The 21,885-nt window shown below is 33.3% G+C and carries 27 protein-coding genes; all 27 read left to right on the forward strand.

From position 1 onward, the window contains the following. The first annotated feature begins 132 nt into the window (after window positions 1-132). The 27 genes from hslV to flhB all read left to right on the forward strand — a co-directional run bounded on the left by hslV (window position 133) and on the right by flhB (window position 21,885). On the forward strand, window positions 133-660 hold the full coding sequence (gene hslV, locus JOC47_RS00765) for an ATP-dependent protease subunit HslV (protein ID WP_338035289.1): 528 nt from the start codon (window positions 133-135) through the stop codon (window positions 658-660). Between the two features lie 11 nt (window positions 661-671). Next, window positions 672-2,054: an ATP-dependent protease ATPase subunit HslU gene (hslU, locus tag JOC47_RS00770; protein ID WP_204700052.1), complete on the forward strand. Its 1,383-nt coding sequence runs from the start codon at window positions 672-674 to the stop codon at window positions 2,052-2,054. Between the two features lie 90 nt (window positions 2,055-2,144). Next, window positions 2,145-2,924, forward strand: a complete 780-nt coding sequence (codY, locus tag JOC47_RS00775) for a GTP-sensing pleiotropic transcriptional regulator CodY (RefSeq protein WP_204700053.1) — start codon at window positions 2,145-2,147, stop codon at window positions 2,922-2,924. 203 nt (window positions 2,925-3,127) lie between these two features. Next, entirely contained in the window at window positions 3,128-3,535 is a 408-nt protein-coding gene (gene flgB / locus JOC47_RS00780) for a flagellar basal body rod protein FlgB (protein ID WP_204700054.1), read from the forward strand. Window positions 3,536-3,537: 2 nt separating this feature from the next. Then, window positions 3,538-3,969 carry a flagellar basal body rod protein FlgC gene (flgC, locus tag JOC47_RS00785; protein WP_204700055.1) on the forward strand — a complete coding sequence of 144 codons (432 nt, stop codon included), beginning with the start codon at window positions 3,538-3,540 and terminating at the stop codon, window positions 3,967-3,969. 19 nt (window positions 3,970-3,988) lie between these two features. After that, entirely contained in the window at window positions 3,989-4,285 is a 297-nt protein-coding gene (fliE, locus tag JOC47_RS00790) for a flagellar hook-basal body complex protein FliE (protein WP_204700056.1), read from the forward strand. Between the two features lie 31 nt (window positions 4,286-4,316). Continuing rightward, the gene (fliF, locus tag JOC47_RS00795) at window positions 4,317-5,867 is read left to right on the forward strand and encodes a flagellar basal-body MS-ring/collar protein FliF (RefSeq protein ID WP_204700057.1); all 1,551 of its coding nucleotides are present in this window, start codon (window positions 4,317-4,319) and stop codon (window positions 5,865-5,867) included. 21 nt (window positions 5,868-5,888) lie between these two features. After that, on the forward strand, window positions 5,889-6,893 hold the full coding sequence (fliG, locus tag JOC47_RS00800; protein WP_204700058.1) for a flagellar motor switch protein FliG: 1,005 nt from the start codon (window positions 5,889-5,891) through the stop codon (window positions 6,891-6,893). Next, on the forward strand, window positions 6,886-7,653 hold the full coding sequence (locus JOC47_RS00805) for a FliH/SctL family protein (protein ID WP_204700059.1): 768 nt from the start codon (window positions 6,886-6,888) through the stop codon (window positions 7,651-7,653). The genes fliG and JOC47_RS00805 overlap by 8 nt, the downstream gene beginning before the upstream one ends. Next, window positions 7,646-8,977, forward strand: coding sequence for a flagellar protein export ATPase FliI (gene fliI, locus JOC47_RS00810; RefSeq protein WP_204700060.1), 1,332 nt, complete (start codon window positions 7,646-7,648; stop codon window positions 8,975-8,977). Before JOC47_RS00805 ends, fliI begins: the two co-directional genes overlap by 8 nt. A gap of 5 nt (window positions 8,978-8,982) precedes the next feature. Next, on the forward strand, window positions 8,983-9,450 hold the full coding sequence (gene fliJ, locus JOC47_RS00815; protein WP_204700061.1) for a flagellar export protein FliJ: 468 nt from the start codon (window positions 8,983-8,985) through the stop codon (window positions 9,448-9,450). A gap of 20 nt (window positions 9,451-9,470) precedes the next feature. After that, entirely contained in the window at window positions 9,471-10,028 is a 558-nt protein-coding gene (locus tag JOC47_RS00820) for a MotE family protein (RefSeq protein WP_204700062.1), read from the forward strand. A gap of 27 nt (window positions 10,029-10,055) precedes the next feature. Continuing rightward, window positions 10,056-11,591, forward strand: coding sequence for a flagellar hook-length control protein FliK (locus JOC47_RS15845; RefSeq protein ID WP_204700063.1), 1,536 nt, complete (start codon window positions 10,056-10,058; stop codon window positions 11,589-11,591). Between the two features lie 16 nt (window positions 11,592-11,607). Next, window positions 11,608-12,066, forward strand: a complete 459-nt coding sequence (locus tag JOC47_RS00830; RefSeq protein ID WP_239550834.1) for a flagellar hook capping FlgD N-terminal domain-containing protein — start codon at window positions 11,608-11,610, stop codon at window positions 12,064-12,066. Window positions 12,067-12,072: 6 nt separating this feature from the next. After that, a complete protein-coding gene (locus JOC47_RS00835) occupies window positions 12,073-12,450 on the forward strand; it encodes a TIGR02530 family flagellar biosynthesis protein (protein WP_204700064.1) in 378 nt (125 codons plus the stop codon). Between the two features lie 168 nt (window positions 12,451-12,618). After that, window positions 12,619-13,899, forward strand: a complete 1,281-nt coding sequence (gene flgF / locus JOC47_RS00840) for a flagellar basal-body rod protein FlgF (RefSeq protein ID WP_204700065.1) — start codon at window positions 12,619-12,621, stop codon at window positions 13,897-13,899. 78 nt (window positions 13,900-13,977) lie between these two features. After that, on the forward strand, window positions 13,978-14,166 hold the full coding sequence (locus JOC47_RS00845; RefSeq protein ID WP_338035299.1) for a flagellar FlbD family protein: 189 nt from the start codon (window positions 13,978-13,980) through the stop codon (window positions 14,164-14,166). A gap of 14 nt (window positions 14,167-14,180) precedes the next feature. Continuing rightward, window positions 14,181-14,978 carry a motility protein A gene (locus JOC47_RS00850; RefSeq protein ID WP_204700066.1) on the forward strand — a complete coding sequence of 266 codons (798 nt, stop codon included), beginning with the start codon at window positions 14,181-14,183 and terminating at the stop codon, window positions 14,976-14,978. After that, window positions 14,965-15,693 carry a flagellar motor protein MotB gene (locus JOC47_RS00855; protein ID WP_204700067.1) on the forward strand — a complete coding sequence of 243 codons (729 nt, stop codon included), beginning with the start codon at window positions 14,965-14,967 and terminating at the stop codon, window positions 15,691-15,693. Before JOC47_RS00850 ends, JOC47_RS00855 begins: the two co-directional genes overlap by 14 nt. Beyond that, on the forward strand, window positions 15,686-16,174 hold the full coding sequence (locus JOC47_RS00860) for a flagellar basal body-associated FliL family protein (protein ID WP_204700068.1): 489 nt from the start codon (window positions 15,686-15,688) through the stop codon (window positions 16,172-16,174). Before JOC47_RS00855 ends, JOC47_RS00860 begins: the two co-directional genes overlap by 8 nt. Window positions 16,175-16,219: 45 nt before the next feature. Next, window positions 16,220-17,236 carry a flagellar motor switch protein FliM gene (gene fliM, locus JOC47_RS00865; protein ID WP_204700069.1) on the forward strand — a complete coding sequence of 339 codons (1,017 nt, stop codon included), beginning with the start codon at window positions 16,220-16,222 and terminating at the stop codon, window positions 17,234-17,236. Further along, entirely contained in the window at window positions 17,229-18,524 is a 1,296-nt protein-coding gene (gene fliY / locus JOC47_RS00870; protein ID WP_204700070.1) for a flagellar motor switch phosphatase FliY, read from the forward strand. Before fliM ends, fliY begins: the two co-directional genes overlap by 8 nt. Before the next feature lie 15 nt (window positions 18,525-18,539). Next, window positions 18,540-18,872, forward strand: a complete 333-nt coding sequence (locus JOC47_RS00875; RefSeq protein ID WP_204700071.1) for a flagellar biosynthetic protein FliO — start codon at window positions 18,540-18,542, stop codon at window positions 18,870-18,872. Then, window positions 18,862-19,623, forward strand: coding sequence for a flagellar type III secretion system pore protein FliP (gene fliP, locus JOC47_RS00880; RefSeq protein ID WP_204700072.1), 762 nt, complete (start codon window positions 18,862-18,864; stop codon window positions 19,621-19,623). The genes JOC47_RS00875 and fliP overlap by 11 nt, the downstream gene beginning before the upstream one ends. Window positions 19,624-19,639: 16 nt before the next feature. Then, the gene (fliQ, locus tag JOC47_RS00885) at window positions 19,640-19,909 is read left to right on the forward strand and encodes a flagellar biosynthesis protein FliQ (RefSeq protein ID WP_204700073.1); all 270 of its coding nucleotides are present in this window, start codon (window positions 19,640-19,642) and stop codon (window positions 19,907-19,909) included. Window positions 19,910-20,015: 106 nt separating this feature from the next. Continuing rightward, window positions 20,016-20,795 carry a flagellar biosynthetic protein FliR gene (gene fliR, locus JOC47_RS00890; RefSeq protein ID WP_204700074.1) on the forward strand — a complete coding sequence of 260 codons (780 nt, stop codon included), beginning with the start codon at window positions 20,016-20,018 and terminating at the stop codon, window positions 20,793-20,795. Window positions 20,796-20,820: 25 nt separating this feature from the next. Further along, complete coding sequence (gene flhB, locus JOC47_RS00895; protein WP_204700075.1) at window positions 20,821-21,885, forward strand: flagellar biosynthesis protein FlhB; 1,065 nt, start codon at window positions 20,821-20,823, stop codon at window positions 21,883-21,885.

A 21,885-nucleotide genomic window follows, 5' to 3' on the forward strand; every position in this document is an offset into this window, starting at 1 on the left:
AAAAGTATTTTTTTATTTTAAATTCACCTTAGTTTCAAGCTCAATCTTAAACTTATATTTAGTCTTAGACTTAAACTTAGACTTAAACTCAAACTTAACCTTAAATATTAATTGAAGATTGGAGTGGTTGAAGTGTTTGATGCTACAACGGTAATTGCAGTAAAACAAGGAGATGATGTGGCTGTTGCTGGAGATGGGCAAGTAACAATGAAACATACAGTCATGAAACATGGAGCTAAAAAGATTAGAAGGATTCATAATGGAGAAGTGTTGGCAGGTTTTGCTGGTTCTGCAGCAGATGCTTTTGCTTTATTTGAAAAGTTTGAAGGGAAGTTAGAAGAGTTTCATGGTAATTTAAAGCGAGCGGCAGTAGAATTAGCTAAAGAATGGCGTACAGATAAGATGTTGCGCGAGTTAGAAGCATTATTAATTGTAGTTGATAAAGAACAATTATTAGTTATTTCTGGAACTGGAGATGTTATTGAACCAGATGAAGGAGTGACAGCTATTGGTTCTGGGGGCTCTTATGCTTTAGCTGCTGCTAAAGCTTATCAAGAATCCTCAGATCTAAGTGCAGAAGAAATTGCTGAAAAATCTTTAAAAATTGCTTCTGATATTTGTATTTATACTAATGATAATATTTCAGTAGAAAAATTATAAGGGGGATAACGATGGAAGATTTAACTCCACAAAGAATAGTAGAAAAATTAGATAAATATATTGTAGGGCAAGAAGATGCTAAGAAATCTGTTGCTATTGCAATGAGAAATAGATACCGCAGAAAAAAGTTAGATGATGATTTGCGTGATGAAGTAATTCCTAAAAATATATTAATGATTGGTCCCACTGGTGTAGGTAAAACAGAAATTGCTCGACGCTTGGCTAAATTGGCCCAAGCACCATTTAGTAAAGTAGAAGTTACTAAATTTACTGAAGCAGGTTATGTTGGTCGTGATGTAGAATCAATGATTAGAGATTTAGTACAAACAGCCATTAGAATGGTTGAACAAGAAAAAAGAGCTGAAGTAGAAGAGAAAGCAGAACAATTAGCTAAAGAAAAATTATTAGATATCTTATTGCCACAGCCTAAAAAAAGTAGTAATCCTTTTGAAGGCCTGTTTTCTGATGATGAAGAAGAAATTAACGAAGAAGAAACAGACCGTGACCAAAGATTTAAAAAACATAGAGAAAAATTAGCTCAGAAATTAGAAGCAGGAGAATTAGATGATAGGATTGTAGAAATAGAAGTAGAAGATAATAATTCACAAATGGTAGAGATCTTTTCAGGGTCTGGAGTTGAGGAATTAGGTGTAAATTTTGAAGATATGTTTGGGGGGATGATGCCTAATTCCAAAAAAACTAGGAAAGTCAAAGTTGAAGAAGCAGAAGAAATTTTAAAAGATCAAGAAGCTAAAAAGTTAATTGATATGGATGAAGTTCATCGTGAAGCAATCCATCGTGTTGAACAGTCAGGGATTATCTTTTTAGATGAAATTGACAAAATTTCTGGGGGGCAGTCTAATTCAAACCCAGAAGTTTCGCGAGAAGGGGTGCAGCGAGATATTTTACCTATTGTTGAGGGGTCAACAGTTAATACAAAATATGGTTCAGTTAAAACAGATCATATTTTATTTATTGCTGCTGGAGCCTTTCATGTATCTGATCCAACTGATTTGATTCCAGAATTACAAGGTCGTTTTCCTTTGCGGGTAGAACTAAATAATTTATCTAAAGAGAACTTTAAAGAAATTTTAACTGAACCTGAAAATGCTTTGACTAAACAATACACAGCATTATTAGCTACCGAAGGGCTAGAGATTGAATTTACTACTACTGCAATTGATGAAATAGCTAGTATTGCTTTTAAAGTTAATGAACAAACTGAAAACATTGGTGCTCGTCGACTGCATACTATTGTAGAAAAATTGTTAGAAGATGTTTCTTTTGAGGCTCCAGACATGGGAGAGGATAAGGTTCAAATTGATCGTGAGTATGTAAAGGATAAATTAGATGATGTTGTTCAAGATAAAGATTTAAGTAAATATATTCTTTGATTTGAAAAATAGCAATAAGTAAGATAAAATAGAAGTATGTAATTTATTGATGTCTGTTGAAGAATGGTTTATTAAGGAGGATAATAAGCAATGAAAGAGCTCTTAAACAAAACCAGAAAAATAAATCGTTTATTACAGCGTTCGGCCGGTCATCCAGTAGATTTTGATAAGATATCAAAATTATTAGGGGAAACAATTGGTGGGAATGTATACTTAGTTGATGAGCAAGGTGAAATTTTAAGTTATCATTTGATTGATCAATTTGAATGTGATTTAATGAAACAAGAAGTTTTAGATAAAGGAGAATTTCCTCCTGATTATAATGACTGGCTTTTAGATATTAATCAAACTCGTTCTAATTATGAACAACAGGACGGTCAGTGTGTATTTAAGCAAGGAGAAGAATGCTTATTCAAGCATAAATTGACTACTGTAGTACCTATTAATGGTGGTGGGCAGAGATTAGGGACATTAGTGATTGCTAGGTTTAATGAAGAGTTTGGAGCTAGTGATTTAATTTTAGCTGAATATGGAGCTACGGTTGTAGGAATGGAAATTTTAAGAGTAAGAAGTGAAAAAGTAGAAGAAAGCGCCCGAAAGAAAGCGGCTGTGCATATCGCTTTAGAAACCTTATCTTATTCAGAAACGGAAGCTATTGAACATATTTTTGCTGAATTAGATGGTGCAGAAGGATTAGTTGTAGCTAGTAAGATTGCAGATCGAGTAGGGATTACGCGATCAGTGATTGTTAATGCTTTAAGAAAGTTTGAAAGTGCTGGAGTAATTGAATCTAAATCCCTAGGAATGAAGGGAACCCATATTAAAGTTTTAAATGAAAGGCTATTTGATGAATTAAATATAGAAAGATAACTAGAAATTAGTTATTTATAAAATTAAGCGTGTCTAAAAAATAGGGGCACGCTAGTTTTATGGCATGAATTTGCAAAAAAATATTCTTTAGTGCTATAATTATAACTTTTTGCAGGACATCACTCTCAAAATGTCGAATATTAAACAATGAGTAATCCGTAAGAATCAATAAAAATAATTTAATATATTATAGGGGAGGTAGAATGAGTTTGTTTAGCAACCAAAGCTTTGGTGTCTTAGAAAAGACATTGAATGGACTAGATTTAAGAAACAAAGCTATTAGTAATAATCTAGCTAATGTTGATACCCCAAATTATAAACGTCGCTCTGTTAGTTTTCGCAATCAATTAAAGAGTGCTATGGAAGGAAGTAATGATTTAGCTACTACTAATAATAGACATATTGCTACTGGTGCAGGTAGTTTAAATGAAGTACAACCACAAGTTAGTAAAAATGAAAATACTTCTTTTCGTAATGATGGTAATAATGTAAGTATAGATAAAGAAATGGCTGAGCTGGCGAAAAATAGTCTAGAATATCGGGCTATTGTTAAACAAGTTTCTAATCAGTTTAATCGGATGAGTTCAGTTATTCAAAAGGGAGGTAATTAAGAATGTCTTTGTTTAGGGGAATGGATATTAGTGCTTCTGGTTTAACCGCCCAAAGGTTAAGAATGGATACTATTTCTAATAATATTGCTAATGTTAATACAACTAGGACTGAAGATGGAGGCCCTTATCGCAAGAAGATGCCAGTTTTTGCTTCAAGATTAAAAGCGGAAATGAATAATGGTCTCTCTAGTAATAATCAAAATGTAGGTAATGGGGTGGAGGTTTCAAAAATAAAAGAAAGCAGTCAACCTCCTAAATTAGTGTATAAGCCTAATCATCCTGATGCTGATGAAAATGGATATGTCCAGATGCCTAATATTAATGTTGTTTCTGAAATGACAGATATGATGTCTGCAAGTAGAGCTTATGAAGCTAATGTTACTGCTATTAATACCTCAAAAGAAATAGTGAAAAGTGCTTTACAGATTGGTTAATTAAGGGAGGTATATTATAATGGAGATTCAAGGGATTTCAAATAGGAGTATAGCTCAAATGAATAATCAAATTAAGCAAAAAGATAATAGTAATAAAAAGTCATTTTCCTCATACTTAAAACAATCAATTTCTAATGTTAATCAGTTACAAGACCAAGCTAATCAAGCTGGAAAAGATTTAGCTTTAGGTAAAGTGGATAATGTGCATGAAGTAATGATTGCAGCACAAAAAGCAAAATTATCAATAGACTTAACAGCTAAAGTAAGTAATAAAGTCGTTGGAGCTTATCAAGAAATTATGAGGATGCAGGTGTGATGTATTTAGTTAGTCAGATTGGGGTGTGAATATGGTTGGTAATTTTACTGAATTAAAAAATCAGTTTTTGCAATTATGGAATAATTTTAGTAAAAGAGCTAAGATTATAATTACTGTATCTACTATAATTGCTTTTTTAGGATTATTAATATTAGTTAACTGGGCTAGCAGGCCAGATTATACTGTTTTATTTAATAATTTATCTTCTAAAGATGCTGGTAATATAACTAATAGACTTAAAGAACAACAAATAAATTATAAAATCGGAGACGGCGGTAGCAGTATTTTAGTGCCGCGCAGTAAAGTTCATCAACTCCGACTGGATTTGGCTAGTGAAGGATTGCCGTCTGGGGGAGTAACAGGTTTTGAAATATTTGATCAAACTCAAATTGGAAGTACCGATTTTGAACAAAAGGTTAATTACTATCGAGCTTTATCGGGAGAACTGACCAGGACAATTAAACAAATGCAGAATGTTAGTTATGCTAAAGTACAAGTGACCCCCAGTAAAGATAGTATTTATAAAGATAAAGCAAAACCAGCTAAAGCATCAGTAATGTTAAAATTAGATCAATATCAACAGTTGTCAACTGCGCAGGTTCGTTCAATTGCCAATTTGGTAGCTAGTAGCGTAGAAACTCTTGACCCAGCTAATGTAACAATTGTAGATACAGGTGGGAATTTGCTATCTGCTAAATTAGAACAAGAAGAAGAAGGAAATGATTTTGGTAATCATTTAGAGATGAAAAATCAGTTAGAATCTACGATGGAAGAAGATTTAAATGTAATGTTGACCAAAGTTTTAGGATTGAATAATTTTGTAGTTAAGGTCAATGCTAATTTAAATTTTAATCAGCGAAATGTCAAAAGTGAGGAATATGAACCAGTAGTAGGAGAAGAAGGCATTGTCAGAAGTAGGCAAACTAAAGAGCAAAGTCAAGAAGGGACTACTACGACTCCTGAAGGAGTGCCTGGTACTACATCTAACATACCACAGTATCAAGAAAATAGCCAACAGCAGCAAGAAAGCGAAAGTGAAGAGCAAATAGTAAATTATGAGATTAATAAAAAAGTTGAGGAATTTGTTAAGGAACAAGGGAATATAGAACGTTTGTCTGTTTCAGTGATGGTTAATGAAGATTTAGGTGATGAACAGCAAGAGCAGATTAGAAGAGCTATTTCTACTGCTGTAGGTTATAATCAAGGACGTGGTGATGAGATTTCTGTGATAGGAATGCCATTTGACCAATCAGTAGCAGAGGCTACTACTGAAGCGCAACAACAATTAGAAGCCGAAAGGCGGCGAAATATGTACTTGATGATTGCTGGAATCATTGTTGCCCTCGGTCTATTATTTTATATTTTTCGTAAATCTCAATCTTCATCAAGTGGTTCAGCTTCCCAAACAGCAGAAGGTATTGATTATACAGTTGATGATGCTGAATCAGAACAAGCTGCTACTAGTGAATTAAGTGAAGAAGAACAAGCTAAGCGAGAAATGCAGCAAGAACTAAAACAATTGGCAGAAGAACAACCTGAAGAGATTGCTGAATTAGTAAGAAGCTGGATGGCTGAAGATTAAAAGTAAGGAGGTGAATGGTTTGTGGCTGAAGAACTATCTGGTAAAGAAAAAGCAGCAATATTAATGGTGACTTTAGGGAAAGATACTTCAGCAGAAATATTTAAACATTTAGATGAAGAAGAAATTGAAGATTTAACTTTAGAAATTGCTAACTTAGATAAGATAGATTCTGAGACAAAAGAAGATGTCATGAATGAGTTTCACCAAATGTGTGTGGCTTATGATTATATTAGTCATGGTGGTATGGATTATGCTAAAGATGTACTAGAAGAAGCATTAGGAGAGAATGAAGCTAATAATATTATTGATAGATTAACAGCGTCATTACAAGTTAGACCTTTTGATCAATTAAGAAAAGCAGATCCAGCACAGATTTTGAACTTTATTCAAAATGAGCATCCTCAAACTATTGCTTTAATCTTAGCTTATCTAGATCCAGAACAGGCTGCTACTATTATGTCCTCTTTACCCGATAATAAAAAAACAGAAGTAGCTAAACGAATAGCAACAATGGATCGAACATCGCCAGAGGTAATTAAAGAGGTAGAAAGAGTATTAGAACGTAAATTATCTTCTTTAGTTACTAATGAATACTCTCAAGCTGGAGGTATAGATACTATTGTTGATGTATTGAATCTTGCTGATCGAGGTACTGAAAAGAATATTTTAGATGAGTTAGATACTGAAGACCCTGAATTGGCAGAAGAAATTAAACAAAAGATGTTCGTATTCGAAGATATTACTTTATTAACTGATAGAGATGTACAAGCTGTATTAAGACAAGTTGATACTGATGATTTAGCTTTAGCATTGAAAACTGCTAGTGATGAAGTTGGTGAAAAAATCTTTAGTAACCAATCTGGTCGAGCTGCAGAAATGTTAAAAGAGAATATAGAATATTTAGGTCCAGTACGTATTAGTGATGTTGAAGAAGCACAGCAAAAGATAGTAAATGAGATTCGCAGATTAGAAGAATCTGGAGAAATTGTTATTAGCCGTGGTGGAGAGGATGAGTTAATTGTCTAATGTTATCAAATCAAACCAGGTTAAGTCTGGCGAGAAGGTTAAATTAGATAATTCTAATTTCAAACTGCAAAAAGAAGAAGTTGAATCTCCTCAGTCAGAAGAGCAAGAAGAAGCAAAGCAAATTATAGACCGAGCTGAGGATAAGGCTGATGAAATAATTGCTGAGGCTAAAGAAAAAGCAGAAGAAATCAAAACAGAAGCCCAGCAAGAAATTGAAGCAGAGAAAGAGGAAATATTTGCTGAAGCAAAAGAAGAAGGTTATCAAGCAGGATTAGCTGAAGGACGTGAAGCAGGTAAAAAGAAAGGAAAAGCTGATATAGAAGAGCAGTTTGCAAATTTGTTGCAGAATATAGAACAAGAAGTTAATAACTTCCATCAAAACATTGAAGAGCGAAAAGAAAATATAAAAGATGATATAGTGGAGTTAGCAATTGTAATTAGTGAAAAGATTGTAGCTCAAAAATTAAAACTTGATGAAACAGTTTTGGAAAATATGATTAGAAAGAAATTAAAGTTATTAGAAGAAGGAGAAAATTTAAAGTTAAGAGTTAACCCCAATAATTTAGAATTGTTGCAAAAAGTAAAAGAAGACCTGATTATGACGAATGGTTATATTGAAGAAATTAAGATCATTGGGGATGAAGAGATTAAGGATAATGGAGTAATTATTGAAACTGATTTTGGAGGTCTTGATGCTACGGTTGCTACTCAATTAGAAAAAATAAAAAGTGAATTATTGGAAGTGAATCAAGATGGCTAACTCATTTTTTGATTTAGATAAGATGATAAATAAGGTAGATGCTTTATCTTCAACCCAGGAATTTGGTAAAGTAAAGCGAGTGATTGGTTTAATTATTGAATCAGCAGGGCCAAGTAATGTACATGTGGGAGAGATTTGTTTTGTGGAACCGCGTTTTAGTGCTGAAACAGTACAAGCGGAAGTAGTCGGATTTAAAGAAGATGGTGTATTATTGATGCCTTTAGGCGAAATGAGTGGCATTGGCCCGGGATGTAAAGTCTTTTCTACTGGAGAATCTTTGAAAGTTAATGTTAGTGAAGAGTTATTAGGAGAAGTATTAAATGGTTTAGGCGAAGCAATGACTGATTTTGAAATTTCTGCTGATAATATAGAGCAATATTCAGTTGATAATACGCCCCCTAATCCTTTACACCGTGAAAGAATAACAGAAGCATTGTCGTTAGGAATTAGAAGTTTAGATGGACTCTTGACTTGTGGTAAAGGGCAAAGAATGGGTATTTTTGCTGGTAGTGGTGTAGGGAAAAGTACATTATTAGGTATGATAGCCAGAAATACTAGTGCTGATGTAAATGTAATTGCGTTAATTGGAGAACGTGGTCGAGAAGTGAGGGAGTTTATTGAAGAAAGTTTAGGTGAAGAAGGATTAAAAAAATCTGTCGTTATAGTAGCTACATCTGATCAACCTGCTTTAGTGCGTTCGAAAGGTGCTTTTGTAGCGACCACTATTGCTGAGTATTTTAGAGATTTGGGTAATGATGTAATGTTAATGATGGATTCAGTAACTCGATTTGCTATGGCCCAGCGAGAAGTTGGATTAGCTGCTGGCGAACCACCAGCTACTAGAGGTTATACTCCTTCAGTTTTTGCTAAGTTACCTAAATTGATGGAACGAGCTGGGACTAGCTCTAAAGGAACTATTACAGGTCTTTACACTGTTTTAGTAGAAGGAGATGATATGACTGAGCCAATTGCTGATGCTGTGCGTGGTATTTTAGATGGTCATATCGTTTTATCAAGAGACTTAGCAGCTCAGAACCATTATCCTGCTATTGATGTTTTAGAAAGTGTGAGCCGAGTTATGAAAGATGTAACTACTGAGCAACATCAAGAAGCAGCAAATAAATTGCGAGAAACTTTAGCTACTTATGAAGAATCAAAAGACTTAGTTAATATTGGTGCTTATGAAGAAGGTAGTGACCCTGATTTAGATTATGCATTATCTAAATTAGATCAAATTTATGATTTCTTGCAACAAGGGGTTAAAGAAAAGAGTAGTTATGAAGAAACTGTTCAACATTTAATCGATATTTTTTCTGGAGAGTGATTTAGATGAAAGAATTTGAATTTCGCCTCGAGCCCTTGTTGAATTTAAGAAAACAAGAAGAAAAGAATATTCAAAAAGAATTGATGAAATTAAGAAAAAATTATAATGAATTACAGGAGCAGTTAGAAGAATATAAAAGTGATAAAGGAAATTGGCAGCAAAAGTTGGCCCAAGAGCAAGAAAAAGGGATTAATTCTACTACTTTAGTGAAGTATCATAATTATATTGAATACTTAAATGAACAGATTAAAGAAACAAAATTAGAAATGGATTATTGGCGAGAAAAAATAGAAGAATGTCAAGATCGTTTATTAGCTAAAGTGAAAGAAAGAAAGAAATTGTCAAAATTGAAAGAAAGACAAGCTGAAGAACATTGGGAGAAGTTTTTACAAGAAGAAAGAAAGCAAACTGATGAAGTTGCGACTAATAATTATAATCATAATCAAGATAATTCATCTGGTTCTATAATTTAACTAGTAAGGAGAATTCTAAGATGAAAAAATTACTCCTCGGACTTATATTATTAATACTTTTTGCTGGTGCTACATTATTTTTATTAAATGTAAGTGGTGTTTATACATTTGATCAATTGCAAGAACAGTTATTAACTCAGGCTAAAAAGTGGCCGGTAGTTAATGAATATATCGGATTGAAGAAAGAAAATGAAGAATTCCAAAAACAAATCACTGAGTTAGAAAACAAATTATCTACTAGTCAAGATAAGAATACTCAGTTGAATACTCAATTACAGAGCAAAGATGAACAAATTGCTAATTTGAAAGAGCAGGTAGCTAATTTGGAATCACAGTTAGCCACTAGAGAGCAGAATGAAGAAGAATATCAAGCTAAAGTCAAAAAACTAGCAAATATCTATAATGAGATGGAAGCTGCTAGGGCAGCAGATGTATTGGCGAATTTAGAGACTGAATTAACTGTTGATATTTTAAATGAAATAGATAATGATGTAGCAGCAGAAATATTGAATCAAATGCCAACTGAAGTAGCAGTAGAAATCTCAAATCAAGTAACAACGAGTAGAAGTGATGAGTGAAGCAGTATTGAAAGGAGGTGATAGAGCGTGCCGGCCGAGATGAATATTATGAATTTTTTAGGAATGAAGAAATCTCAAATTAATTCTCCACAGCAATCTAAGAGCAAAACGAATCAGAATAGTAGTGATTTTATATCTTCGTTGCAGAAAAATCAAGATAACAATCGAATACGTCGCCAACAAAATAGCCATCAGCAGAATCAAGTGCAAAATCAATTCAAGAGTCGAAATAAAAATAACAATAATCGTACTAGAGGAAGAAGTAATAATCGATCTGAAGAGATAAATAATAATCGAGAGCAGAGTAAAGATTTTAAAACTGAAGCTCAAGATAATGAAATTATTTCTAAAAAGAAATTAAAAAAGTTGAAAAAGTTATTAGCTAAAGTTCAAGATTCAGATAAACTATCTGATAAGGATTTAGAAGCTTTGTTAACTAATTTGAGTAAAATTTTAGAAACTTTAAATCAACAATTATCCCAGGATATGATTAATCAAGATCAGTTGAAGAATTTAGTTAAATCAATCACTGCTAATCAAGAACAGTTACAAAACTTGATGAATAACTTTAATTCTAAGCAAAGTGATAAGTTCAAATCATTGCTGAAAGAATTAAATACAATCCAGGAAAAATTATTGTTGGAGCAGACACAACAGAGTAATCAAGCAAAAGCTCAAGCTGAATTAAAGAGTAAGTTGCAAAATACTACTCAAGAGTTACAGAAATTATTACAAGAGACTAATGCTAAAGTTATTAACTCTAAGTCTGATTCTAAAGCTAGTCAGAATTTAGCTAATCAAAAGATATTAAGTCAATTTAATCTTGTTAAACCAAAAGATAAACAAACTAAACAAAGTAAGCAGTCCAAATCGCCTACTATTGATTTGAAAAAGTTAGGTGAAAAGTTGGGACAGCAATTAATTAAGCAAGAAGCTGCAAAGGATATAAATTCTGATAAGCAGATTATAGATTTTAAAACAATCAAGAATAAGAATAATGCTAATATGGATTTAAGCAATTTAAGTAATTTTAAGTTAGGACAGTTTAATACTGATGCTAAAGTATTTAGCCAAGCAGTTGCTACTAAATCTAGAGCTGCTAAAACAGTCAAATTTCAAAATATTTTAAATCAGATGAATAACAAAATTAATTTCAATGCAGTAAAACAAGGTAATAAAATCACTATGCAGTTAGAACCTGAATTTTTGGGTAAAATCCAAATGAAAATTGGAGTAGAAAATGGTTCAGTAACTGCTAAAATATTAGCTGAAAATAATGGAGTAAAAGATTTATTAAATGGTAATTTAACTAAATTGAAAACTACTCTAGAGCAAAAAGGGATTGAAATTGATCAATTTGATGTTTCTGTGGGCTATCAAGAAGAAGAATTAGCAGAACAGAATCAATCACAGCAAGACTTTTTATTTAAACAGCAGCAAGAGAAGAATAGGTTGAAAAATTTCAGCCTTAAATCAGAAGATGGCCAATTATCAACTGAAGGAGTACAAAGTGAAGAAGATGAAACGCAAGTTATTGATGACCAAGTTGATTATAGGGCTTAGAAGGAGGGGTCTGTAAATGATGAGTTTACAGCAGATTTATCAATCATCACAAGGGCAAATTCAGCAGACAGCACAAACAAGTGATAGTCAAGAAAATACTGATGTTGCTACTAATGCCTTAAATAATAACATGGGTAAAGATCAATTTTTAGAATTATTAACAACTCAGCTTAAGAATCAGAACCCATTAGAGCCTATGGATAATAAACAGTTTATTAGTCAAATGGCCCAGTTTAGTTCTCTAGAACAAATGAATAATTTAAATTCAACCATGGGTAATTTTGTAAAATTCCAGAAAATATCACAAGCTGGTAGTTTAGTAGGTAAAAAAGTAGAAGTATTAAATTCTAGTACTGGTCAAACTATTACAGGTAAAATTGAAAAAGCTAATGTAACTGGTGACAGTACTACAATTACCGTTAATGGTAGCAAGTATCCTTTAGCTAATATTCAGCAGATTATAGCTGGGGAGTGATTGCTGATGACTAAGATTTATTCTAATCAGCCATTAGCACCTCAAAGGAAGCAAAGTCAGAATCTAAAGCAGTCTAAAAAAGGGCAATCTGATTTTAAGTCGCTTTTAGAGAATAAGTTAAAGACGAATAAACTTAAATTTTCTAAACATGCAAAACAGCGATTAAAATCAAGAAATATTAATTTAGCTCAAGATGACTTGCATAAATTACAAGAAGCTGTAACTAAAGCTAAAGATAAAGGTGCTAAAGAATCATTAGTTATGGCAGGAGAAAATGCATATATTGTAAGTGTAGAGAATGATACGGTAATTACTGCTATGGATAAAAATAGCATGGATAGTAAAGTTGTAACTAATATTGATAGTGCAGTTGTAATGGAATAAAATTTTGACTGGACCCGAAACCGGGAAGTCAGAGGCCGTGAACTGACAGAAGCGGCCAGTAGAGAGCCAAGCAAAAGTTGCTGCATATAGCTTGCGCAGATAATAAAGCAAGAATTAAAGAGCCTAGCAAAAATCACAAACTGCAAATTAAAAATAGGAGGTTTAGCTATGTTACGTTCAATGTACGCTGGAGTTTCGGGTATGAAAGCCCATATGGATAAAATGGATGTTGTAAGTAATAACATTTCTAATGTTAATACTGTTGGTTATAAAGGTAGTAGAGCTACTTTTAAAACTATGTTTAGCCAAATGATACAAGGTGCTTCTGCTCCGCAAGGAGGACGCGGTGGAACAAACCCGCAACAGATTGGATTAGGAACAAGTTTAGGAAGTATAGATAAAGATATGGGCCAAGGTAGTTTACAATCTACTGGTCGTAATCAAGATTTAGCTATTGAAGGAGAAGGATTTTTTGTAGTAAGTAATGGTATCAGTCAACGCTATACTCGTTCTGGTACACTTTCTAAAGATGAAAATGGTTATTTAGTTAATTCCACTACAGGTTATCGAGTGAGAGGATGGCAAGCAGATGCTAATGGCGATATTAATACCAATGGTGAATTAGAGGGTTTAACTTTAAAACAGAATATGCCGGCGGAATCTACAACGGAAGTAACTTATGGTGGTAATTTAGATGCAGCTGCAGCTAATGGTGAGCAGTGGAATACTTCTTTTGAATCCTATGATTCGCAAGGTGGACTGCATAAAGTTGATTTGAGGTTTACTAAAAATGCAGCTAATACTTGGGATTATGAGGTAACTCATATTGAAGATAAGCAAGGTGATGTAGAGTATGATATTAGTGGTACCCATGCTGCTGACACTAATAATACTACTGGAACAGTTGCCTTTAATGGGGATGGAAGTTATGATGCTGCTAACAGTAATATTCCTGGTAACTTAGAGTTTAATCCTCAGTATGAAGATGATGGAGCTGCAACGCCAGTTTCTATTGATCTAGATTTTTCTAATATGACTCAGAATTATAAAGAAATGACTGCTGATAGAGATACAGTAAATGGTTATAAAGCTGGTTCATTAGTAGATTATACTTTTGATAGTACAGGAACAATCACTGGAGAGTATGATAATGGGATGCGTCAAACTATTGGACAAGTAGCTTTAGCTAGTTTTAATAATCCAGGTGGTTTAGCTTCTGAGGGACAAACGATGTTCAGAGTATCTAATAACTCCGGAGCGCCTAAGATTGGTGCTCCAGCTTCAGGGGGATTAGGGAATATTAAATCTGGTAGTTTAGAGATGTCTAATGTTGATTTATCACGGCAATTTACAGAAATGATTACTACTCAGCGTGGATTTCAAGCTAACTCTAAAACAATCTCGACTTCAGACCAGATATTACAAGAATTAGTTAATTTAAAGCGATAGTAATCATTTAAATAGAGGGGGGGCCTTGTCCCCCTACTTTTTTAGCAGGATTAGATTGTAAAGGAGTGATTATGAATTATAAAAGTTACTCGGCTTGATGATTCTGAAGTTGTGATTAATGCGGATTTAATTGAATCTGTACAAGCTACTCCTGATACAGTGGTCAAGTTAACTTCTGGTTATACAATTATTGTGCAAGAAGATGTAGACCTGATTATTGACAAAGTAATTAATTATCAAAGAAAAGTTAATTTTAAGCCTGAATAAATAGAGGTGGTAGAATGGATTTTGCATCAATTGTTGGATTGATTTTGGGAACAGCTCTTGTATTATTTGGTATGTTCCTACAGGGGAATTTAATCATCTATGCTAGTGCTACTTCTGCTTTAATTGTAATCGGTGGTACTTTTGGAGCAGTAATTTTAGCTTATTCCTTTGAACAGCTAAAAAATGCTGCAATGGCTCTAAAAGTTGTTTTTTCTAGCCAACAAGATGAAGCTAGTGAAGTTATTTCAGTCTTAGTTAGTTTTGCTGAAAAAGCAAGACGAGAAGGATTGTTAGCATTAGAGGAAGAAGCTAATCAGTTAGATGATGAGTTTTTGCAGAAGGGAATTCAATTAGTAGTAGATGGTACAGACCCTAAATTAGTAAAGAATATATTAGAGACGGAACTTGATTTTCTATCTGAACGACATTCAATTAGTCGAAGTGTATATGCTAAAGGAGCAGAATTAGCTCCTGCTTTTGGAATGATAGGTACTTTAATTGGTTTAATTGGGATGTTAAGTAAGTTAGAAGATCCTAGTACATTAGGTTCAGGAATGGCAACAGCTTTAATTACAACTTTTTATGGAGCTTTATTAGGTAATTTAATCTTTATTCCAATAGCTGAAAAATTAAAAGTAAAGAGTGAAGAAGAAATTTTAGTTAAAGAAATTATAATTGAAGGGATTTTGTCAATTCAAGCTGGAGAAAACCCTCGGATTGTAGAAGAAAAGTTAAAAGCCTTTTTACCACCAGCTACCCGTTCAGAAGTTGAAATGGAAGAAGAGGAGATGAATGCCAATGCCGCGGGATAGAAAAAAACAAGATGATGATGGTGGAGCAGATTGGATGACAACCTATGGAGATATGATGACCCTTTTATTAGCCTTTTTTGTATTATTATATTCTTTTTCTTCTTTAGATGCTAATAAATTTAAAATGATGATTGAAGGTTTACAAGGAAAACTAGGCGTCTTAAAAGGCGGGAAAACTATTTCTTCAGCTCCGATGATTGATGCTGGATTAAATAGCCAAAGAAGTGGTGCTCGCCAATTAAGTGACTTGAATACTAAAGTAGAAGAATATATTAGAGACCAAGGTCTAGAAGAGGATGTCGAAACCAAAATCACTGATAAAGGATTGACAGTTAGATTTACAGGAAAAGTTCTTTTTGACCTTGGAGAGGCCGAAATAAAAGAAGATGCTAAAGAAATATTGAATAACATGGCTCAATTTATTAAAACCGTGCCTAATGATGTAATGGTAGAAGGACATACAGATGATTTACCAATTAATAATTCTGAATTCCCGTCTAACTGGGAATTATCTACTGCTAGAGCAACAAATGTGATTAGATATTTTATTGAAAATGATAATGTTGACCCGACGCGCCTTTCTGCTGCCGGATATTCAAAATATAAACCAATTGTACCTAATAAAAGTTTGGAAAACCGCATGCAGAATAGAAGAGTAGATATTGTAATTTTAAGAATGGATCAGCAACAGAAGGAGGGAGCTTTGGATGGCTGACGAGGAAAATGAAAACAATAATGATAATGGCTTTAATTTAAGTTTGATTATTGCAGTAGTATTATCAGTAGTATTAGCTACTAGTTTATCTTACTTTATGATGATGAAATTTGGTGGTTTAGGTAATGGAAATGCTGAAAATGGAACTGAAGAATCTAAAAAGAAAAAAGAAGAAGTTAAAAAAATAGGTCCTACTCATAATTTAGATCAATTTTTAGTTAATTTATCAGGTAGCAATAGTTATGTTAAGATCAAAATTTCTGTAGAAGTAGATAATAAAGATGTAATTGAGGAGATTCAAAATAGGACTCCACAAATTAGAGATACAATCATTTCAATTTTAAGGTCTAAAGAGATGAAAGATATTAGTAATAATCCATCTGCTAAGAAATTACGACAAGAAATTAGGAATAGAGTAAATCAGCACTTAGCTCAAGGTAAAGTTACTAATGTTTTCTTTACTGAATTTGTAGTACAGTAAAGTATTTAAATTGGCAGTTAGTTTGTTGAGATGGGAGGTAGTAATATGCCCTCAGATAGGGTTTTATCGCAAGATGAAATAGATAATTTATTAGATGCAGTTTCTTCAGGAGAAGTAGGAACTGAAGAATTAAAAGAAGAAGAAAATGAGAAAGAAATAGAAGTATATGATTTTAAGCGACCCAATAAATTATCTAAAGACCAGCTGAGAACTCTCAGAATGATTTATGAAGGTTTTGGTCGTTTAGTGAGTACAGAAATTTCTACTCAGTTGCGAACAATGGTCAAAATAGATGTAACTTCTATAGAACAATTATCATATGATGAATTTATTCGTTCTCTACCGCAGCCTACAGTAATGGGAATCTGTGATTTTCATCCTTTTAATGGTGAATTTATTATTGAGATCAATCCTAAAATTGCTTTAGCAATTGTAGAACGTATTTTTGGTGGTGGAGATACTAGTCAAAATGCCGAAGGTAGAGAATTTACAGATATTGAAGAGGTTGTACTGAAAAAGATTAATAAACATATTTTAAATAGTTTTGGTGAAGCTTGGGAAAATGTAGCTGATTTGCGGCCGCGTTTAAGAGAATTAGAATCTAATCCGCAATTTACCCAGATTGTGCCTAGTAATGATATGGTTATACTTGCTACTTTTGAGACGCAAATTGGTGATACTGAAGGACTAATAAATATTTGTATTCCTTATATTGTTTTAGAACCATTAGTTTCTAAATTAAGTGCTCAATATTGGTTTGCTACTTCAATGAGTGAATCAAAATCAGAGAATTTATCTGATTTAAAGAAACGACTGGGTAGAGCAAAATTGCAAGTAGAAGCAATGTTGGGAAGTACTACCGTAACTATTAATCAATTATTAAATTTAAATAAAGGTGATGTATTGAGGTTAGATTCTAAGACTGAGCAAGATTTAGTTATTAATGTTGATGGAAGAGAAAAATTTAGAGCTAAAGCAGGAAAGAAAGGAAGTAAAGTAGCTGTAGAAATTACTTCTGAAATATCCGAAGAAGATGATTGGGAGGAGGAAGACAATGAGTGATGATGTTTTATCACAAGATGAAATTAATGCATTATTAAATGATGATGAAGATGATGAAGGGGCTGAAGAAGTTGATACTACAGAAGAGACTGATGTAGAGGCAGATACTGAAGATTTTGAAGATCCATTATCGGAAATGGAAAAAGATGCTATTGGAGAAGTAGCAAATATTTCCATGGGTTCTGCTGCTACTGCGTTGTATGGTCTTTTAAATAAAAAAGTGGAAATTACTACTCCCCGAGTTGAAGTGAAGAAATTAAAGGACTTAGTAGATGATTATGAACGACCTTGTGTGGTAGTCGATGTTAAATATACTGAGGGATTAAAAGGAAGTAACCAATTAATTCTTGAATCTAAAGATGCCTCAATCATTACTGATTTAATGATGGGAGGCGATGGTACGGCTCCACCAGAAGAATTAAGTGAGATGCATATTAGTGCTGTTGGAGAAGCAATGAATCAGATGATGGGTTCTGCTTCTACTTCTATGTCTGATTTCTTTGAAGGGGATAAGGTTAATATTTCTCCTCCAGAAGCTGAGTTATTAGATATGGACAAATCAGCTATAGATATTGAAGGTGTTTCAGATGAAGAACCAGTAGCTAATATAATCTTTGACCTTCATATTGGAGATTTAGTTGATAGTCAAATAGTGCAAGTGATGTCTATAGAATTTGCTAAGAAATTAGCTAGTGGTTTATTAAATCCTGGGGGGAGTGAAAGTGAAACCAGCAGTAGTGCAGAAGAAACAACTAGTTCTCAGCCAGAACAACAGCAACAAGCTGCTAATCAACAACAACAACAGCAGCAGCCACAACAACAGCAACAACAACAGCAACAGCAGCCAGCAGCTCAAGTTAATCAACAACAAGCTGCAGCAGCTCAGAATAATCAGCAACAAGTGGCCCAACAACAGCCACAACAACAGCAAGCACAAAGAAATCAAGCTGCTAGTCCAGGAGTCCAGCAAGAAAATGTTGAAGTGCAAGATGTAGAATTAGAAGAATTAGGTGGTAATGGAAAAGCTTCAGCAAAAGATATTAGTCTGATTAATGATATTTCATTAGAATTAACTGTTAGACTAGGTAAAACTGAGATGCCAATTAAAGATATCCTTGACTTAGCGCCTGGTTCAGTAATTGAATTAGATAGGTTAGCAGGAGAAGCTGTTGATTTATTAGCTAATGGTAAGATCATTGCTCGTGGTGAGGTAGTTGTTATTGATGAGAACTTTGGATTTAGAGTGACTGATATAATTAGTTCTGAAGAAAGACTTAAGAAATTATAAGTAAGGGTTGATTGTATGGAATATACCTGGGATTTGCTGAAAGTATTATTAGTTTTAGTTGGGATTTTAAGCTTGTTTTATGCTATAGCTAAATTTATTAGAAATAAAAAAGTATTTAATGAAACTAATCAAATTAAAGTTTTAGAGCGGAGTTATTTAAACTCCGATCAGGTTTTATATTTAGTGCAAGTAGTAGAAGAGATTTGGTTAGTAACTGCCACTGAGCAAAAAATTGAGTTTGTGAAGCAGGTAGAATTAGATGTAGAAGATTTTGAAGAATCAACTGCCCAGGGGCCTAATATACTAAATTACTTTAAGAAAGGTACTGATAGCAAAGATGAAGAATAAACACTTATTACTTAGTTTATTAGTAGTACTTTTGTTAGTATTTATGCAAAGTACTGCCTTTGCTGCACCTCAATTTGAAATCCCTAATTTGAGATTAGAAATTGGTGATGGAGAGGCTCAACCACAAGATTTAGCTATGTCAATGAGAATACTGTTATTATTAACAGTATTAACTTTAGCACCGGCAATACTTATTTTAGTAACTTCTTTTACCCGGATTATTGTTGTATTGTCTTTATTGAGACGTGCTTTGGCAACACAGAGAATGCCTCCTAATCAGGTGTTGATTGGTTTAGCTTTGATTTTGACAGTTTATATTATGGCTCCAGTGTGGAGTCAAGTAAATCAAGAAGCTTTACAGCCTTATTTGGAAGAAGAAATCAATGAAGCTACAGCATTTGAGCGAACTACAAAACCAGTGAGAGAATTTATGTTTGAATATACTCGAGAAAAAGATATTGCTCTGTTTGTTAATTTGTCGGAAATGCCGCGGCCTGATAATCATCGAGATATTCCGCTGTATGTTTTAGTCCCGGCTTTTGTGATTAGTGAACTAAAAACAGCATTTCAAATTGGGTTTATGATTTATTTGCCTTTCGTAGTGATTGATATGATTGTAGCAAGTACTCTAATGTCAATGGGGATGATGATGCTTCCTCCTGTTATGATTTCACTACCTTTTAAAATATTATTATTTGTTTTAGTAGATGGATGGTATTTAGTAATTAAGTCGTTAATTGAAACTTTTTAGTAAAGGAGCGATATAGATGAATCAAGTTCAAGTTCTTGATATAGGTCGTGAAGCCTTATTAACAGTAATGAAAGTGACTGCTCCGATGTTAGGTTTAGGAATGGCGGCTGGTTTGACAATTAGTATTTTTCAGGCGACTACTCAAATTCAGGAACAGACTTTAACTTTTGTACCTAAGATTTTAGCTGTTTTAGCTTCAATTATTGTTTTTGGCCCTTGGATGTTGAGTACATTGATGGAATTTATCACTAATTTATTTACTAGTATCCCCCAGTATGTGGGGTGATAAGTGCTTGTGATAGAAAACAGAGCTATCTATTTTGTCATCATAAATATTATTAAATTAATCTTCTTAAAAAGGTGTTAAAATTGCTATAAGTAAGGGGAATTTTATGAATCAACAAGAGTTGTTAATCCAAATTTATCATTTAGGGTTAATTTTATTCAGAATTATTGCTGTGTTTTTGATAGCCCCTATTTACGGCAGTCAGGCTGTGCCTAAACGTTTAAAATTAGCTTTAGCTCTGCTAATTATTTTTATTTTATACCCTCAAATTCCTGTAGCACAAATTGAATGGCCACAACCATTATTAAAAATGTTTATATATTTTGTGATGGAGTTTATTGTTGGTCTGATTATTGGATTTATATTTTCTTTAGCTTTTACTACAATTCAATTGGCAGGGCAGTTTATTGATCGTAGGATGGGTTATGCTTTAGCTAATGTGATGAATCCTAGTGAAGGATTCCAAGTACCATTAGTAGGGCAATTTAAAAATATAGTGGCAACTTTGATCTTTTTAACAGTTAATGGACATCATTATATTTTAAAATTATTAGATGAGAGTTTTATGATGGTTCCGATTAATCAATTGTCTTTTTCTACGGGATTGGCTCAGTCGTTAATGAAAATCATTGGAGATATATTCCCAATAGCTTTTAAGATTGCTTTACCAATTGTTAGTATTTTATTTATAATTGATTTAGCATTTGGATTAGTAGCTCGTGTAGTACCCCAGATGAATGTATTTATTATGGGAATGCCTACTAAGAGTTTAGTAGGATTATTGATGTTAAGCTTTGTTTTAGGTAATTATATAAATTTTTTAGAAGGATTCTTTACAGATACAGTCCAAAATTTATATAATGTATTACAAGTAATGGGACCATGATGAGTTATCTATAGGGGGGATGATAATGCCAGATGATGCCGAAAAAACCGAAGATCCGACCCCCAAGCGGAGAGAAGAAGCTCGTGAAGAAGGGCAAGTAGCTGAAAGTCAAGAACTAAATACTGCTTTAACATTATTTTTTAGTTTTGTGATTTTGTTTTTTGTGATGCCTCATATTTTAAAAGAAATTATGCGTTTCATTACTAAGGTTTATACTCAATATTTTAGTATGGAATTTAGTTTATTAACTATTCATAATTTAAGTATAGAAATAATGAGATTTATACTAAGGTTGATCGCTCCGATTTTTACGATGGTTATGGTAGTTGGAGTTTTAAGTTCCATTTTACAGATTGGTTTTTTATTTTCTCCGCAAATTGTACAGCCTGAATTTAGTAAGTTGAATCCGATACAAGGTGTCAAACAAATGTTCTCTAAAAAAACTTTAGTAGAATTAGTTAAATCTGTAGCCAAAATAGTTTTGGTAGTAGGGATTGCTTTTGTTACTATTAGAGCTGTAGTTTCTGAATTTTTATTATTAATTTATAGTAATTTAGAGAAAGTAATCTCTTTATTAGGTGGTTTATCTTTTAAATTAGGGATGAGGGTTAGCCTTCTTTTTCTTGTATTAGGGATTATGGATTTGTTTTATCAACGCTGGCAGCATGAACAGGATTTGAAAATGAGTAAGAAAGAGGTAGAAGAAGAACGGAAACAGACAGAAGGTAATCCAGAAGTAAAGCAACAGCGTAAGCAAAAGCAGCAAGAAATGGCGCAGCAACGAATGATGCAAGATGTACCGGATGCAGATGTAGTAATTACTAACCCGACTCATTTCGCCATAGCTATTAAATTTGATATAGAGGCTATGGAAGCGCCGGTTGTATTAGCTAAAGGTCAAGATGATATTGCTCAAAAGATTAAAGAAGTAGCCCAAGAAAATGAGATAGAAATTGTAGAAGAAAAGCCGTTAGCTCGGGCTTTATATAGAATGGTAGAAATTGGAGAAGAAATCCCGGCTGAATTGTATCAGGCTGTAGCAGAAATATTAGCTTATGTTTATCAAATGGATGATGAAAGGAGGTTATAA

Origin of the sequence: Halanaerobacter jeridensis (genome assembly GCF_016908315.1) — a bacterium.
GTDB classification, from domain to species: domain Bacteria; phylum Bacillota; class Halanaerobiia; order Halobacteroidales; family Halobacteroidaceae; genus Halanaerobacter; species Halanaerobacter jeridensis.